This window comes from Prauserella sp. PE36, from assembly GCF_003311655.1.
In the GTDB taxonomy this organism is placed as follows: domain Bacteria; phylum Actinomycetota; class Actinomycetes; order Mycobacteriales; family Pseudonocardiaceae; genus Prauserella_A; species Prauserella_A endophytica.
The window spans coordinates 1-14689 of sequence record NZ_QEQT01000059.1; the positions used below are offsets into that span (position 1 = coordinate 1).

At 70.1% G+C, this 14689-nt stretch carries 16 protein-coding genes; 7 read left to right on the forward strand and 9 right to left on the reverse strand.

The genetic code is table 11. The features are described from left to right. The 4 genes from DI005_RS13575 to DI005_RS13590 form a co-directional block, all read right to left on the reverse strand. A partial coding sequence (locus DI005_RS13575) for an MlaD family protein (RefSeq protein WP_113642311.1) occupies positions 1 to 336 on the reverse strand: 336 nt, incomplete at its 3' end. A gap of 157 nt (positions 337 to 493) precedes the next feature. Continuing rightward, the gene (locus DI005_RS13580; RefSeq protein WP_113642312.1) at positions 494 to 1771 is read right to left on the reverse strand and encodes an MCE family protein; all 1278 of its coding nucleotides are present in this window, start codon (positions 1769 to 1771) and stop codon (positions 494 to 496) included. Then, a complete protein-coding gene (locus DI005_RS13585; RefSeq protein WP_113642313.1) occupies positions 1768 to 2607 on the reverse strand; it encodes an ABC transporter permease in 840 nt (279 codons plus the stop codon). The genes DI005_RS13580 and DI005_RS13585 overlap by 4 nt, the downstream gene beginning before the upstream one ends. Positions 2608 to 2614: 7 nt before the next feature. After that, positions 2615 to 3391: an ABC transporter permease gene (locus tag DI005_RS13590; RefSeq protein ID WP_113642314.1), complete on the reverse strand. Its 777-nt coding sequence runs from the start codon at positions 3389 to 3391 to the stop codon at positions 2615 to 2617. A 474-nt stretch (positions 3392 to 3865) separates the two neighbouring features. Between DI005_RS13590 and DI005_RS13595 the strand changes: the two genes are divergently transcribed. Both DI005_RS13595 and DI005_RS38185 read left to right on the forward strand, forming a co-directional pair. Continuing rightward, positions 3866 to 4438: a hypothetical protein gene (locus DI005_RS13595; RefSeq protein ID WP_113642315.1), complete on the forward strand. Its 573-nt coding sequence runs from the start codon at positions 3866 to 3868 to the stop codon at positions 4436 to 4438. A gap of 135 nt (positions 4439 to 4573) precedes the next feature. Beyond that, positions 4574 to 4717: a hypothetical protein gene (locus DI005_RS38185; RefSeq protein ID WP_158559815.1), complete on the forward strand. Its 144-nt coding sequence runs from the start codon at positions 4574 to 4576 to the stop codon at positions 4715 to 4717. A 76-nt stretch (positions 4718 to 4793) separates the two neighbouring features. On the opposite strand, the gene DI005_RS13605 is transcribed toward DI005_RS38185, so the two are convergent. Then, entirely contained in the window at positions 4794 to 6146 is a 1353-nt protein-coding gene (locus DI005_RS13605) for a DUF6801 domain-containing protein (protein WP_113642316.1), read from the reverse strand. Positions 6147 to 6242: 96 nt separating this feature from the next. After that, complete coding sequence (locus DI005_RS13610; RefSeq protein WP_113642317.1) at positions 6243 to 6842, reverse strand: DUF6801 domain-containing protein; 600 nt, start codon at positions 6840 to 6842, stop codon at positions 6243 to 6245. A 326-nt stretch (positions 6843 to 7168) separates the two neighbouring features. Between DI005_RS13610 and DI005_RS13615 the strand changes: the two genes are divergently transcribed. Further along, positions 7169 to 8173 (forward strand): hypothetical protein, encoded by a 1005-nt coding sequence (locus DI005_RS13615; RefSeq protein ID WP_113642318.1) that lies wholly within the window; start codon positions 7169 to 7171, stop codon positions 8171 to 8173. Here DI005_RS13615 and DI005_RS13620 read toward each other — a convergent pair. The 3 genes from DI005_RS13620 to DI005_RS13630 form a co-directional block, all read right to left on the reverse strand. Continuing rightward, the gene (locus tag DI005_RS13620; RefSeq protein ID WP_113642319.1) at positions 8166 to 8888 is read right to left on the reverse strand and encodes a SagB family peptide dehydrogenase; all 723 of its coding nucleotides are present in this window, start codon (positions 8886 to 8888) and stop codon (positions 8166 to 8168) included. The two genes, DI005_RS13615 and DI005_RS13620, sit on opposite strands and share 8 nt — an antisense overlap. A 74-nt stretch (positions 8889 to 8962) precedes the next feature. Continuing rightward, on the reverse strand, positions 8963 to 9958 hold the full coding sequence (locus DI005_RS13625; protein ID WP_199542791.1) for an LLM class flavin-dependent oxidoreductase: 996 nt from the start codon (positions 9956 to 9958) through the stop codon (positions 8963 to 8965). A 37-nt stretch (positions 9959 to 9995) separates the two neighbouring features. After that, positions 9996 to 12119, reverse strand: a complete 2124-nt coding sequence (locus DI005_RS13630) for an AAA family ATPase (protein ID WP_113642320.1) — start codon at positions 12117 to 12119, stop codon at positions 9996 to 9998. A 119-nt stretch (positions 12120 to 12238) separates the two neighbouring features. Between DI005_RS13630 and rsmD the strand changes: the two genes are divergently transcribed. From rsmD to DI005_RS13650, 4 genes are all read left to right on the forward strand, one after another. Next, on the forward strand, positions 12239 to 12802 hold the full coding sequence (gene rsmD / locus DI005_RS13635) for a 16S rRNA (guanine(966)-N(2))-methyltransferase RsmD (protein WP_113642321.1): 564 nt from the start codon (positions 12239 to 12241) through the stop codon (positions 12800 to 12802). A gap of 28 nt (positions 12803 to 12830) precedes the next feature. Beyond that, on the forward strand, positions 12831 to 13313 hold the full coding sequence (gene coaD / locus DI005_RS13640) for a pantetheine-phosphate adenylyltransferase (RefSeq protein ID WP_112271863.1): 483 nt from the start codon (positions 12831 to 12833) through the stop codon (positions 13311 to 13313). Between the two features lie 49 nt (positions 13314 to 13362). Continuing rightward, positions 13363 to 13776, forward strand: coding sequence for a ribonuclease domain-containing protein (locus tag DI005_RS13645; protein WP_112271865.1), 414 nt, complete (start codon positions 13363 to 13365; stop codon positions 13774 to 13776). A 111-nt stretch (positions 13777 to 13887) separates the two neighbouring features. Further along, positions 13888 to 14613, forward strand: coding sequence for a DivIVA domain-containing protein (locus DI005_RS13650; protein ID WP_112271867.1), 726 nt, complete (start codon positions 13888 to 13890; stop codon positions 14611 to 14613). The last annotated feature ends 76 nt before the right edge of the window (positions 14614 to 14689 follow it).

A 14689-nucleotide genomic window follows, 5' to 3' on the forward strand; every position in this document is an offset into this window, starting at 1 on the left:
GCGCTCCAGTGCGATGTAGCGCTGGCCGACCATGTTGCGGTAGCGGATGGTCGCCGTGACGTCGGCGGGCAGCTCGCGCGTGCGGTCGACCGAGAACGTCACGAGCGCGAGGTGCTGGTCCACCACGGTGAGCTCGTCGACCTGGCCGATGCGCACGCCGGAGATGCGGACGTCGTCGCCGGGGTTGAGCGAGGTGGCGTCGACGAACCGGGCGCGGTAGGTGCTGCGGTCGCCGACGCTGGTGCCCGCGATCGACACGGCGAGCAGCGCCGTCGCGAGCCCGGTGACGAGCACGAAGATCAGGCCCTTGATGACGGGCCCGGCGATCTTCCTCATGGCGCCTCCCCGGTGACCGAGCCGGTACGCGCCGCCGCAGTGAAGGCCACCATGCCTGCGCCCGCCCGTCTCCCACCACCGCCCAAACGGAGGCGCGGCGCGCCGCTGTGTTGATCCAACGCAGTGAAGGTGGCCTTCACTGCGGTTGGTGGGGGCTTCACTTGAGCTCCACCTCCGTTCCCCGGTAGAGCGGGCCCACGAGCACGCTGCTCCACTCCGGCACCTGACCGGGCGGCAGGCCCAGCTCGGGAGCGAGCACGGTGGACAGCAGCTGTCGCTCCTGTGGCGAGTTCGGCAGCCCCAGATCGCCCGGGCTGCCCGGCAGCAGCGGGTGTGCGTCGGTTCCGGGCGCCGCGGCGGCGACGCCCTCCGTGGGCGGGACGCCGCTCGGGTAGCAGCGCGGGCCGCCGGTCTCGTCGTAGCCGGGGGTGTCCACACCGGGCACGTACTTGCCGCGCGACTGCGTGACCTCCGCCTCGAAGTGCAGCCCCGGCTCGTCGGTGCCCTTGCCGAGCACCTTGTCCATCGACGGCTTCAGCTCCGCGAGCGCCTTGAGTGTGCAGGGGAAGCTCGGCGAGTACCGCGCCGCCAGCTCCAGCGGTTCGCGGCTCGTGGCGGCGAGCTGGATGAGGTTGTGCTCATTCTCCCGCAGGAACCGCGTCACGTCGTGGGCGGCCGTGGTCACCTGGGCGTAGAGCAGGTCGAGGTCGGCGCCGCGTTCGGAGACGGTGCCGAGGGTCACGGCGGTGTCGGTGAGCGCGTCGAGCACGTCGGGTGCGATGTCGCCGTAGAGGTCGCTCACCTCGGCGAGGTCGCGGATGTTCTCGTTGAGCCGCGGCAGGTTGGGGTTGAACTCGTCCAGATACTCCGCCGCGGTCACCAGCGTGTCACCGAGCTGCTCGCCCCGGCCCTCCAGCGCCGTCGACACCGCCGTGAGCGTGCTCGCGAGCTTCTGCGGCTGCACGGCCTTCAACACGGGGAGCAGGTTGCCGAAGACGCGTTCCAGCTCGATCGCGTTGGCCGAGCGGTCCTGCGTGATCACGTCGCCCTCGGAGAGCGGGGGCTGAGCCGAGGAGTCCGGAATGGACAGCTGCACGTAGCGCTCCCCGAAGAGTGTCTTGGGGACGAGCAGCGCGGAGACGTCCTTGGGCAGCCTGCCGATGTGCTCGGGGTGGAGCGCGAGGCTGATCTCGGCGCCGTCGGTGACGCTGCGGATGCCGCGCACCTCGCCCACCACGACGCCGCGCGCCTTGACGTCGGAAGTCTCGCGCAGCTGGTTGCCGACGCGGTCGGTCTGCAACGTCACCATCACGGCGGGGGAGAAGTCCTTGTTGTAGATCTTCACCGACAGGGTCACGAACAGCGCCATCACGAGCAGGAAGACGACGCCCGCCGTCCGCACACCGAGCTTGCGCAGTACCGGCCGCGGTCTCATCCGGCCACCCGCACGGTGGTGGTGGCGCCCCAGATCGCCAGGCTGAGGAAGAAGTCGAGCACGCTGATCGCGACGATCGCCGTGCGCACGGCCCGGCCGACTGCCACGCCGACTCCCGCGGGTCCTCCACTCGCGCGGAAGCCGTAGTAGCAGTGGGTGAGCACCACGACGACGCTGAACAGCAGCACCTTGCCGAACGACCACAGCACGTCCTCTGGCGGCAGGAACAGCTCGAAGTAGTGGTCGTAGGTGCCCTCCGACTGGCCGAATGACCACACCGTGATCTGGCGCGACGCGACGTAGGAACTGAGCAGCCCGATGGCGTAGAGCGGGATGATCGCCACGAACCCGGCGATGATCCGTGTGGTCACGAGGTACGGCACGCTCGGCACACCCATCACCTCGAGCGCGTCGATCTCCTCGGATATCCGCATCGCGCCGAGCTGCGCGGTGAACCCGCAGCCGACCGTCGCGGACAAGGCGAGCCCCGCCACGAGCGGCGCGATCTCGCGCGTGTTGAAGTAGGCGGAGATGAATCCGGCGAACGCGGCGGTGCCCACCTGGCTGAGCGCGGTGTAGCCCTGCATGCCAACGACCACGCCGGTGAACATGGTCATGCCGATCATCACGCCGACCGTGCCGCCGATCACGGCGAGCGCCCCGCTGCCGAAACTCACCTCGGCGAGCAGGCGGACGATCTCGCGGACGTAGCGGCGCAGCGCGCGCGGGATCCACGCGATCGCGCGCAGGAAGAACAGGATCGCGTCGCCGAGGGTGTCGAGGAAGCGGAACCGGCGGTCCACCGACTCCAGTACCCGGTTGGGGCTGCTCACCATGAGTGGATCACATTCCCTTCGGCGGCACGAGTTGCAGGTACAGCGCGGTGAGCACCACGTTGGTGAGGAACAGCAGCAGGAAAGTGATCACCACCGACTGGTTCACGGCGTCGCCGACGCCTTTCGGCCCGGCCGCGGGGTTGAGCCCCCGGTAGGCGGCCACCACGCCGGCGATGAAGCCGAAGATCAGCGCCTTCAGCTCGCTGATCCACAGGTCCGGAAGCTGCGCCAGCGCCGAGAAGCTGGCGAGGTAGGCGCCGGGGGTGCCGTCCTGCATGACGACGTTGAAGAAGTAGCCGCCCAGCACGCCGACGACGCTGACCATGCCGTTGAGGAACACCGCCACGGCCATCGCGGCCAGCACCCTCGGCACGATGAGCCGCTGGATGGGGGAGACCCCGAGCACCTCCATGGCGTCGATCTCCTCGCGGATGGTGCGCGAGCCGAGGTCGGCGCACATCGCCGAGCCGCCGGCGCCCGCGATCAGCAGGGCCGTGACGATGGGGCTGGCCTGCTGGATGATCGCGAGCACGCTCGCCGCGCCGGTGAACGACTGCGCGCCGATCTGGTTGGTCAGCGAGCCCACGTGCAGCGCGATCACGCCGCCGAAGGGGATCGCGACCAGCGCCGTCGGCAGGATCGACACGCTCGCGATGAACCAGAACTGCTGCACGAACTCGCGGAACTGGAACGGACGCCGGGGCAGATAGCGCAGGACGTCCAGGGCCAGCGCGTAGAGCCGGCCTGTCTGCCGGATCGCGGCGGCGCCGGGGAAAGACGTCATCGGCGTGCTCCAGGAATTGCGTTCTCATTCTTCTCGCGTTTATTACCGGTCGGTACGTTAATCAGCGCCCGTGTGCTCGGGCAAGGCAGATCGCGGCATCTGCCGGTCACGTCCTGGTAACCGGGGAAAAATTGTCGCCAACGGATAGATTTTCGCGCTGGGTTTGTGCTCTGATGCGCAAAACTCCCGGCGTGCCGAAAGGGGCATCGTGTGCTGCTCCGAACGGCGCAGATTGTGGTGACATGACAGGAGAATCCTCACCTTTGCGGCACCTGTGACAAGAAACCGAGGCCGGTTTCGCGGACCGTTGCCGAGCCTTGGGCGCGCTCGTAACATACTCGCCAGTAGCGTGCTGGACCGCAAACTCACGAAATGGAGTTCTGCCCTATGTCACGTCGTTCTCTGGCAAATTCGGGTGGTGTTCGAAGAAGGGGTTTCACCACCGTTTTCCGGGCGGCCGGGGTCGCCGCCGCCGTGCTGGTGGCCACGGTGCTCGGTGCCACGCCGGCCTCCGCGGCGACGTTCACCGTGAACTACCCCGTGACCGGTGAGTCCGTGGTCGCCAAGACGGGGAGCACGCTGGAACTCGGTCCCGGCACACTGTCCACAACGGTCACCACCCGCACCGGCGGCGCCGACCTGACGGGCACGCTCCAGCTGCCGCCGTCGCAGGCGAGTTTCTCCGTGGCCGGGTTCATCCCCGTACGCGCCACCGTGACGATCATCCCGACGACCCCCGTCACGGGCACACTCGTGCAGGGTGTGGTGAACGCGCACGCCGAGGCGTACATCCAGCTCAGCAACATCTGGGTCGCGGGCGTGTTCTACACGCCGGTGGGCAAGGAATGCCGCACGGAACAGCCGGTGTCGATCGACATGGTGTCGGAGAGCAACTTCACCGTTTTCAACGGCGGCACCGTTTCCGGCACCTACGCGATTCCGGACTTCGACAACTGCACGATCTTCTCGTGGTTGCTCAGCTCCCTGGTCTCCGGACCGGACAACACGATCAGCCTCGACCTCGGCAGGCCGGTCACGCAGACCTGAGCCATAACGCCGATATCGCCGCCGACCCCTGGCACACCGGGGGCGGCGGCGATTCTCATGCCGGTCAGTCGACGGGGGAGACCCGGATGAGGTTGCCGCCGGGATCGGCGATCACGAATGTCCTGCCGAACGAGGGTGAGTGCGACCCTGCGCGTGCACGGGCTCGAAGGCGTGCGGCAGCTGCTGCCCTTCGGCGCCACGGTCACCGTTCTCGACCCGCTGGCCGCCCGCGCGCGCCTGAAGGAACCGGCACTGGAAACCGCCCACCACGACGACTGATGCCGGATGCCCGACCGCAGTGAGGGCCACCTTCACTGCGTTGAACGCAGGCAGGGTGGCCTTCACTGCGGTGGGCTCAGCGGACGGTGGTCAGCGTCATCGTGGCCTGGTTGCCGGGGCCGGAGACCAGGCCGGTCACCAACGGGTCGAGGGACTCCGTGACGCCACAGCCGGTGAACGGCGGGATGGTGAAGCCGCGGTGTCGCTCCTCGGGGGCGTCCGGGTCGGTGCCGACAGTGCCGCCGCTGGTGATGATGTAGCTGCCGACCATGTCGATGACCACGGGCGACTCGGTGCGGCAGTGCGGGCCGACGTCGAGCGGGACGCCGTTCACGAGCACCTCGCTGATTCGCAGGATCACCTCGCTGTGCGCGTCGAGCGTGCTGGCGGGGTTCGGCCCGGAGACCGAGAGAATGCTGCCGCCTGCGTCCTCCGCGGGCAGGAACTCGGCCTTGCCCGTGGTGGGCATGAAGCCGAACGCGTTGAACGGCGTGCTCGCGGGCGGCAGCGCGACGTTGCCGGTGACGGTCGGCGGCGGGAGGAACTGTCCGCCGTTGACCATCATTCCCGGTCCGAGGTCGAAGGCGGTGTTGAGCTTCGCGATCGTCGACTCACCGAGGATGAACTGCGGCGCGATCAGCACGGCCGGCGCGGGCTCGTCGACCCCGCCCGCGATGCCGGGCAGCCCGGCTTCGGCGGCCTGCGCCTGCCGTCGCGCTTCCGGGCCGGCCGGATCGCCATGGTCACCGGGATCGGCCGGCCCCTCGCCGTCCGGGGCCTCGGCGGAACCCGGTGGTACGACGAGGATCTCGCCGAGCAGCGGTTCCTGGCCTGGCTCGGGTGAGCACGTCGGCCGCAGCGGTGCGTCCGTGCTCGGGGTGCCGTCCGCGAGCTTCGGGGTCAGCGTGGGCAGCGGCGCCTCGGCGTAGATCGCGAGCGCGACACCCGCCGTGGTCGTCGCGACCGGTGGGACCGGCGCCGAGTCCGCCAGGGTCACGGGTCCCGCCTCGGGAAGCGGAGTGTCCGGCAGTGTCAGCTCCACCTGCACCGGGGTGGCCGTGGCGCCCTCGGTGACGGTGAGGGTCACCACGACGGTGCCGCCGATCGCGGTGGGCTCGCCGAGCGGCGCGAGCGCCCGCCACGTCTCCTCCTGCAACGTGAGCGCCGCCTCGAACGGCTCCAGTGGCACCGGGTCGCCGACGGCGACACTCTCCGGCAGCGGCCTGGTGCTGATCGACATCGTCAACGGCCTGCTGCCCACGGGCTCCGGGAATGCGCAGTTGTAGCCGAGGTCCTTCACCAGCCGCTCCGGCTGCCTCGCCGGTGCCGGTCCCGCGCCGGCGAGCCCGCCGTTGAGCCCGGCGGCCAGCAGCAGGAGCGCGGCGGCGACGGCGATCTTGCGGCTGCCTCGGCGAAGGTTGTGGAGCACGTGGTCACCTCGATGTGGAAGAGGGGTCGGACGCGGGCAGGACCGGTCCGGTCACCGCGCGGTGACCGGACCGGTCCGTGCCGGTGCCGATGGCCGTCAGGAGACGGTCATGTTCGGCGAGAAGGCGGTGTTCTGCGGGCTGGTGGTGTCGAGGAAGCACTCGAACGTCTCCGGGCCCTGCCACTCCGGTGTCGCGTTGTAGTAGTGGAAGTCCAGTGACGCCGCGAAGTAGTCGCCCATGTTGGCGGAGAGGACGCCGGGCGAGCCCGCGGTGATGGTCGGGACCACCGTGCTGCCGACCTGCTCGGCGATCACGGGGAAGTCGGCGGGCGGGTCGGGGATGAACTGTTCGGCGACGGAGAGATCACCGATGTCGACCGTGCCCGGGCTGCCGTTGGTGAGGTCGACGGAGCCGTCGGCCGTGCCGCGGACGCCGTCGATCCCGGCGACGTAGTAGAGCAGTTCGACGACGTTCTGCGGCACCGTCGCGGTGGCGACGATGTCGTAGGGCACGAACTGGCTGTTGGCGGGAACCGAGTCGGGGGCCTTGAACTCGATCTGCACGTCCAGGTAGTCGAACCCGATCACGGGGTACGAGCATTCGTAGCGCAGGGTCTGGCTCGAGTAGGTCACGTCCGCGGCCGCCTGTGCCGAGCCCGCCCCGACGAAGCCGGAGATGGCGGCTACTAATCCCATTGTGGCTACACTGGCCACGAGGTCCCTGATTCTTCGCCCCATTGCTGAAATCTCCTTAGTGGCAGTTCTCTCCTACGGTGCAGTGCATTTCTGGATTGCTCTGGACGCCGACCCGCTGCGGCTACCAGCGAGTAGATTAAGTGCATTTTGCAGGGTGAACAAGGCGTAGAGCCGGAACTTGTCACCGGAAATAAAACGTCACACCAAACCTTGTCACGAAATTATGAGAATGACACGTCGAATTAGTTCCGGCTAGTGTTCGGCAACCCTCGCGGTTATCGTCGCACGCGTTCGGAGATTGTGGGCGCGGGTGATGCGGAGGGTTCGTGAGGGGAGTGATCGCCGGACGGCGCGGGCGGAGGATCGCCAAGGCGTTCGCGGGCCTGCTGCTCGCGGGCCTGCTTGGCGTGACCGCGTCGGCCGCGGCGGCGCCGGGCGGCCCGGCGCCGGTTCGCGCCGGGCAGCCCTCGACGGCGCAGGGCGGCGTCGGCACAGCCGCCTCGGGGGCGGTGCAGGTGTGGGTGACGAGCGTGACCAACCCCATCCCGCCCGAGCTGTCCTCCGGCGTCGCCGAGGTCGCGGTCGGCGGCGTGCATTTCCTGGCGCGCAAGGAGGACGGTGGCGTCCACGCCGTCGGCACGCGGTACTACGTGCGGGATCTCTACGGGGAGAAGGTGGTGCCGCGGCAGGCGCAGGGGGCCAGCGCCATCGCGGCGGGCTGGGGACACAGCCTCGCCGTGGTCGGCGGCGGTGTGGTCGCGTGGGGCAACGACTGGTTCGGCCAGACCGACGTCCCGGCGGCGGCCCGCTCCGGCGTGGTCGACGTGTCCTCGCTGGCGTTCCACAGCCTCGCGCTGAAGTCCGACGGCAGCGTGGTGAGCTGGGGCCTGCGCGACGACGTGCCTCCCGAGGCGTCCTCGGGGGTCACCGCGATCGCCGCCGGAGGGGATTTCAACCTCGCGCTGAAGAACGGCGGCGTGGTGGCGTGGGGCGTCAACACCGTCGGGCAGACGGACGTGCCTCCCGAGGCGCGGTCCGGCGTCGTGGCGATCTCCGCGGGCTGGAGCACCGCGCTGGCGCTGAAGTCCGACGGCAGCGTGGTCGCGTGGGGCAGCAACAAGTTCGGCCGCGCGACCCCGCCCGCCGCGACGGCGTCCGGCATCGTCGCCATCTCGGCCGGCTGGCAGCACAACGTCGCGCTGACCGAGACGGGCCGTGTGATCGGCTGGGGCTACAACCGCGAGACCGTGCTGTCGTTCCCCGCCGCCACATGGGGCTCGGGCGTGCAGGACGTCGTCGCTGGCGACCGCTACACGGTGGCGATCAGGTGAGCTGGGTGGCCGCGTGCCCCGCCGCGAAGAGCATGGTGGGGATCTCGGTCTCGGTGACGCCGAGCAGCGTGCCCAGCGCCGCGTCGTCGAACCCGGCGACGGCGCAGCACGCGAGCCCGAGCGCGGTGCCGACGAGGTAGAGGTTCTGCACCGCGACGCCGGTGTCGACGTGCAGCGTCCGGTAGTGCCGCAGCGGGTACTTGTCGAACGCCACGTCCAGCCGCGCGGTCAGCGCCAGCGACACCGCGGCCCTCGGGATGAACTCCGGCTGCAGGTACACGTGTTCGAGCGCGGGCACCGGGTCGGCGTCGCTCAGCTCAACCAGCTCGTGCGAGACGGCCTCGTAGCGGTAGACGCCGGGGTCGATCTGCTCGGCCCTGCGGACGACGAGGTAGGCGCGCAGGATGTCGAGGCCGCCCGCGCTCGGCGCCATGCCCAGCGGGTAGTCGGCGACGCCGAACGCGGGCACGAACCGCTGCACGCCAACGGAGAAGCGCAGCCACGCGCTCAGCGCGGTCAGCTGGAGGTCACGGTCGGCGTAGGCGTACGACGAGCGGCGCCGGGCCAGCGTCGCCACCAGGTCGGCCTGTGGCGGGTGGACGTCCGGGAGCGGGAACCGGCGACCGTGCGGCAGTGGCCGCGCGGGGTCCGGACTCTGGGAGTTCAGCAGCCGGTGCACCGCCAAGGCACGCTCGGTGGTCTCGCGGCCGCCCATCGACACCTCCGGACCCGGCTCCTGTCACCTGTATGGACCATCGCATGGTAACCCGTCCGAGTGAGCTCCGGTTTCTAGTTCACGAGCTCGGCGACCAGTTCGTAGGAACGGCGGCGGTCGGCGTGGTCGTGAACCATCGTCGTGACCATGATCTCGTCCGCGTCGGTGTCGGCCAGCAGCGACTCGAGTCCCTTTCGGACGGTTTCCGGTGAGCCGACGATGCTGCTCGCCATCCGGTCCTCGATGAACGCGCGGTCCAGGTCCGTGTACGGGTAGTCGGCGGCCTCCTGCGGCGTCGGCAGCGGGATCGGCCGCCCCTTGCGCAGGCTCAGGAACGTCAGCCCGTTCGGGCCCGCGATCCAGCGCGCCTGCTCGTCGGTCTCCGCGCAGGTCACGGCGGCGCCGAGCATCACGTACGGTTCGTCCAGCACGGCCGAAGGGCGGAACGAGTCGCGGTAGAGCTTGACGGCGGGCAGCGTGTTCTCGGAGCTGAAGTGGTGGGCGAACGAGAACGGCAGGCCCAGCATCCCGGCCAGCTGCGCGCTGAACCCGCTCGAGCCGAGCAGCCACACCGGGGGCCGGTTGCCCTCGGCGGCCACGGCGTTGACCGGGCGCTCCTCGTCCTTCTCGAAGTAGGCGATGAGCTCGGCGAGCCGCTGCGGGAAGTCCTCCGCGGACAGCCCCGCCGCGCCGCGCAGCGCGTAGGCGGTGCGCTGGTCGGTGCCGGGCGCCCGGCCGATGCCAAGGTCGATCCGGCCGGGGTGCAGGGCTTCGAGGGTCCCGAACTGCTCGGCCACGACCAACGGCGCGTGGTTGGGCAGCATCACACCGCCGGAGCCCACCCTGATCCGCTCGGTCGCGTCGGCGACGTGGCCGATCAGCACGGCCGTCGCCGAGCTCGCGATGCCCGGCATGTTGTGGTGCTCGGCCAGCCAGTAGCGGTGGTAGCCGAGCTGCTCGGTGTGCCGGGCGAGGTCGAGCGTGTTGCGGAACGCGGTGGCCGCGTCGCCCCCGCTCACGACGGGGGCGAGGTCCAGCACGGAGAACGGGATGTCACGCAGGGAGGTCACGCCCAAGGTCAACGCCCCGCGGCTGTGCTGGAATTCCCTACCCGAGCCACTCCTCGTCGGAGGCCAGCACGGTCAGCTGCTGCGTGGCCCGCGTGAGCGCCACGTAGAGCACCCGCCGCCCGGTGAGCGACTCCGTGATCAGCTCGGTGGGTTCCAGCAGCACCACGGCGTCGTACTCGAGGCCCTTGGCGTCGAGGCTGCCGACGACCTTGAGCCGCTCCTCGTCCTGGCCCGCGAGCCAGTCGCCGACCTCGGCGACCCGGTCCATGGCGCAGATCACGCCGACCGTGCCGTCCACAGCGCCCAGCAGTTCCTTCGCCGCCGTCTGCACGGCCGTCTCGGCCCCCGCCGGCTCGATGGCCTTGACCTGCGGCACCAGGCCCGTCGTGCGCACCGCATGCGGCAGTTCGCCCTCGCCGGCGTGCCCGGCGACCACGCGCGCGGCGAGGTCGAAGATCTCCGCCGAGTTCCGGTAGTTCGTGCGCAGCGTGTAGCGCCTGCGCGCGGTCCGCGCGCCGAATGCCTGGTCGCGCGCCTGCGCCGCCTCCGTCGGGTCGGGCCACGAGCTCTGCACCGGGTCGCCGACCACGGTCCAGCTCGCGTACTTGCCGCGCCTGCCGACCATCCGCCACTGCATGGGGGACAGGTCCTGCGACTCGTCCACCACGATGTGGGAGTACTCGTCGTAGTGCTCCGGCCTGCCGCGGGTGGTCTGCTCGCGCGAGTCGCGCTGCTGCTCGGCGTCCAGCTCCAGCCGCTGCCTCCTGCGGCGCTTCGGCGGCGGGCCCATCAGCACGCGCAGCTCGTCGAGCAACGCGATGTCGGCCATCGACCAGCCCTGCGAGCGGTCGGCCATCGACGCCGCGAGCAGCGAGATCTCCTCGCGGCTCAGCACCTGCTTGGCGGCGCGGGTGAGCCTGCGCTCGTCGCCGAGCCAGCGGAGCACCTCGGCCGGGTAGAGCACGGGCCACCACACCACCAGGAACCGGTGGAAGTCGATCCGCTCGCCGAGCGCCGTGATCAGCTCCTGCCGGTCGATCGTGCGGTCGTCGGCCTTCGCGTACTCCTCGGCCTTGTCTGCCAGCGCCTCCAGCAGCGTCTCCGCCGCGCGCACGCGGGCGCGGTTGGGCGGGCCGCCGTGGCCGTGCACCTTGCGGCGCACGCGCTCCAGCTCCTTGGGGCCGAGCTTGAGCACCTCGCCCTGGTAGACGATCCTCATCTCGGTCGGTGCGTCCGGCGGGGTGTCGCGCATGGCCTTGAGCAGCACCTTGCGCATGCGCAGCGAGCCCTTGACCGCCGCGAGCGGCGCGGGGTCGTGGTGGGTCGCCTCGATGCCGTCGAGCACCTGGCCGAGCGCGCGCAGCTCGACGTTCGTCTCGCCCATCGACGGCAGCACACGCGAGATGTAGTTGGTGAACACGCCGGAGGGGCCGACCACCAGCACACCAGCGCCGCCAAGCTGGCGGCGGTAGCGGTAGAGCAGGTACGCGGCGCGGTGCAGGGCCACGGCCGTCTTCCCCGTGCCGGGGCCGCCGGTGATCTCGGTCACCCCGCGCCACGGCGCCCTGATGACCTCGTCCTGCTCCTTCTGGATCGTGGCGACGATGTCGCGCATCTTCTCGCCGCGAGCGCGGCCGAGCGCGGCCATCAGCGCGCCCTCGCCGACCACGTTCATGTCGTCGGGCACCGCGTCGGGGATGAGCACGTCATCGTCCACATCGAGCACTGCCTGCCCGGAGCAGCGGATCACCCTGCGCCGCACCACATCCATCGGCTCCTCGGCCGTCGCCTGGTAGAACGCGGCGGCGGCGGGCGCGCGCCAGTCGGTGACCAGGTTCTCGAACTCGGCGTCGCGGATGCCGAGCCTGCCGACGTAGACGGTTTCGGGCCCGATCTGGTCGAGCCTGCCGAACACGAGGCCCTCGTACTCGGCGTCGAGCGTCTGCAGCGTCTGGTTGGCGTGGTACACCATCATGTCCCGCTCGAACAGCATCGACGCCTGCTCGAACACGGCCTCACGCTGGGCTCCGTGGCCGATCTCGTACCCCTTCGCGCGCATGGCCTCGGCCTGGGTGCGCAGCTCCGCGAGCCGGGCGTAAACCCGGTCCACGTGGGACTGTTCGATGGCGATCTCGGCCCGTCTGACCCGAGGTTCCGACACTCAGCGCTCCTGCAGCAAAATCGCCGGGAAGGGGAAGAACGACAATACGCGTTCCCCGGCGGGGGTTCACCACGTCCCGGCACGAGTCACAGTCCGGACCGGGTTGAGAAGATGGCCGGGTGACCAGGATCGTGGCCGGGCGGGCTGGCGGCAGGAAGCTGCGGGTCCCGCCGCGCGGCACGAGACCGACTTCGGAGCGGGTGCGCGAGGCCCTGTTCAACGCGCTCGACGTCGCGGGCGAGCTCGACGGCGCGCGCGTGCTCGATCTCTACGCCGGGTCCGGAGCGCTCGGTCTCGAGGCGCTCTCGCGGGGCGCCGAGCAGGTGCTGTTCGTGGAGGCCGACCGGCGAGCCGTAGAGGTGCTGCGCGGCAACGTCGCCCTGCTCGGCCTCGGCGGCTCCGTGCGGCACGGCAAGGTGGAGGCCGTGGTCGCCGAGCCGTGTGCGGAGCCGTTCGACGTCGTGGTGGCCGACCCGCCCTACGACCTCGACGGCGAGCGCCTGGCCGCGGTGCTCGGCGACGTGGTGGCGCGGGGCTGGGTCGCCGAGGGCGGCCTGGTGATCGTCGAGCGGGCGCTGCGCGACGGTGAGCCGCGCTGGCCGGAGGGACTGGAGTCCCTGCGCACGAAGCGCTACGGCGACACCGCGTTGTTCTGGGCGGAGTGCGTCACATCTCGCGCGTGAGGCGCCCCCGGTTGGTAGCGTCCGCCCCATGCGGCGAGCGGTTTGTCCCGGTTCCTATGACCCAGCGACCAACGGACATCTCGACATCATCGAGAGATCAGCGCAGCTCTTCGACGAGGTCGTCGTGGCCGTGCTGATCAACAAGAAGAAACAGGGCCTGTTCTCGATCGAGGAACGCCTCGAGATGTTGCGCGAGGTCACCGAGAAACTGCCCAACGTGCGCGTGGACGCCTGGCACGGGCTGCTCGTCGACTACTGCCGCCAGCACGACATCGCGGCCATCGCCAAGGGCCTGCGCTCGGTGAGCGACTTCGACTACGAGTTGCAGATGGCGCAGATGAACCGCGAGCTCTCCGGCGTCGAGACGCTGCTGATGTCCAACAACCCCGCCTTCAGCTTCCTGTCCAGCTCGCTGGTCAAGGAGGTCGCGACCTACGGGGGAGACGTCTCGCAGATGGTGCCCGAGGTCGTGCACGAGCGGCTTCTCGCCAAGCTCCGGGAACGTGAATAGTTCACGGAAAGGCCACATGTTGATCACGTGATCCGGTTACGGTCCGAAAATGACCAACTACCGATCACGCGTCACCGCAGTCCTGCTGGCCCTGATCGTCGCCCTCGGTGCCCTGCTCGGAGGCGCGAGCACGGTCACCGCCCAACCACTGGCCGCCGCACCGGCCGAGTGCGGCGACACCTCGGGCTTCGAACAGGTGCCGCTGGGGGACCTGCCGCCCGAGGCCACCGACACCTACGAGCTGATCGAGGCCGGAGGGCCCTACCCCTACCCGCAGGACGGCACGACCTTCCAGAACCGCGAGGGCCTGCTTCCCGACTGCGAGACCGGCTACTACGCCGAGTACACCGTCGAGACCCCCGGCAGTGACGACCGCGGCGCGAGGCGCATCGTCACCGGCGACGGCGGCGAGTACTTCTACACAGCCGACCACTACGAGAGCTTCGTGCTGATCCAGATCTGATCGCACCGAGGGGCTTGACACGCCCGCGTGCACACGGTCACGGCAATCTCCCTCCCGACCGGGCAGACTGGAGTCCTGCACACGTGGGGTCGATGGTGCGAGGGAGTTGCCGTGTACCGGGTGTTCGAGGCTCTCGACGAGCTCGTCACGATCGTGGAAGAGGCGCGGGGCGTCCCGATGACCTCCAGCTGTGTGGTCCCGCGCGGTGACGCGCTCGAACTGCTCGACGACATCAGGGACGCGCTGCCGAACGAGGTCGACGACGCCCAGGACGTGCTCGACAAGCGCGACGAGATCGTCCAGCGTGCCCGCGAGGAGGCCGAGACCACCGTGCGCACGGCCAACGAGGAGGCCGAGCGCACCGTCTCCGAGGCCACCGCCGAGGCCGAACGGCTCGTCGCCGAGGCCCGCGCGCGGGCCGACCAGCTGCTCGCCGACGCGCGCGACGAGGCCGACCGCACCGTCGCCGCTGGCCAGGCCGAGTACCGCGACCTCACCGAGCGCTCGCGCGCCGAATCCGAGCGGATGGTGCAGGCCGGCCGCGACGCCTACGACCGCGCCGTCGAGGAGGGCAGGCACGAGCAGGCCCGGCTCGTCGCACAGACCGAGGTCGTGCAGGCCGCTCACGGCGAGGCCGCGCGCATCGTGGACGAGGCGCACGCCGAGGCCGACCGGCAGCGCGCCGAATGCGACGCCTACGTCGACGGCAAGCTCGCCGAGTTCTCCGAGCTGCTGTCCTCGACGCTGCGCACGGTCGACTCCGGTCGCAACCACCTGCGCGGCACCCCGCACCTCGGCGGCGGCCGCGGAGTCGTCTACGACTACCAGGCTCACTAGCAGGGACGTGGGCGTACCCTGGATCAGGCGCTCGCCGGATCCGGCGCCCGCGCCGCCCTGCCACTCGACTTCGAAG

What these genes read in the sequence shown, in the direction of transcription:
- DI005_RS13620 (WP_113642319.1), bottom strand. Translation starts at nt 8,888, where the DNA reads ATGGGCGGCCGCGAGACCACCGAGCGTGCCTTGGCGGTGCACCGGCTG.
- DI005_RS13580 (WP_113642312.1), bottom strand. Translation starts at nt 1,771, where the DNA reads ATGAGACCGCGGCCGGTACTGCGCAAGCTCGGTGTGCGGACGGCGGGC.
- DI005_RS13590 (WP_113642314.1), bottom strand. Translation starts at nt 3,391, where the DNA reads ATGACGTCTTTCCCCGGCGCCGCCGCGATCCGGCAGACAGGCCGGCTC.
- DI005_RS13610 (WP_113642317.1), bottom strand. Translation starts at nt 6,842, where the DNA reads ATGGGATTAGTAGCCGCCATCTCCGGCTTCGTCGGGGCGGGCTCGGCA.
- coaD (WP_112271863.1), top strand. Translation starts at nt 12,831, where the DNA reads ATGCGGCGAGCGGTTTGTCCCGGTTCCTATGACCCAGCGACCAACGGA.
- DI005_RS13585 (WP_113642313.1), bottom strand. Translation starts at nt 2,607, where the DNA reads ATGGTGAGCAGCCCCAACCGGGTACTGGAGTCGGTGGACCGCCGGTTC.
- DI005_RS13645 (WP_112271865.1), top strand. Translation starts at nt 13,363, where the DNA reads ATGACCAACTACCGATCACGCGTCACCGCAGTCCTGCTGGCCCTGATC.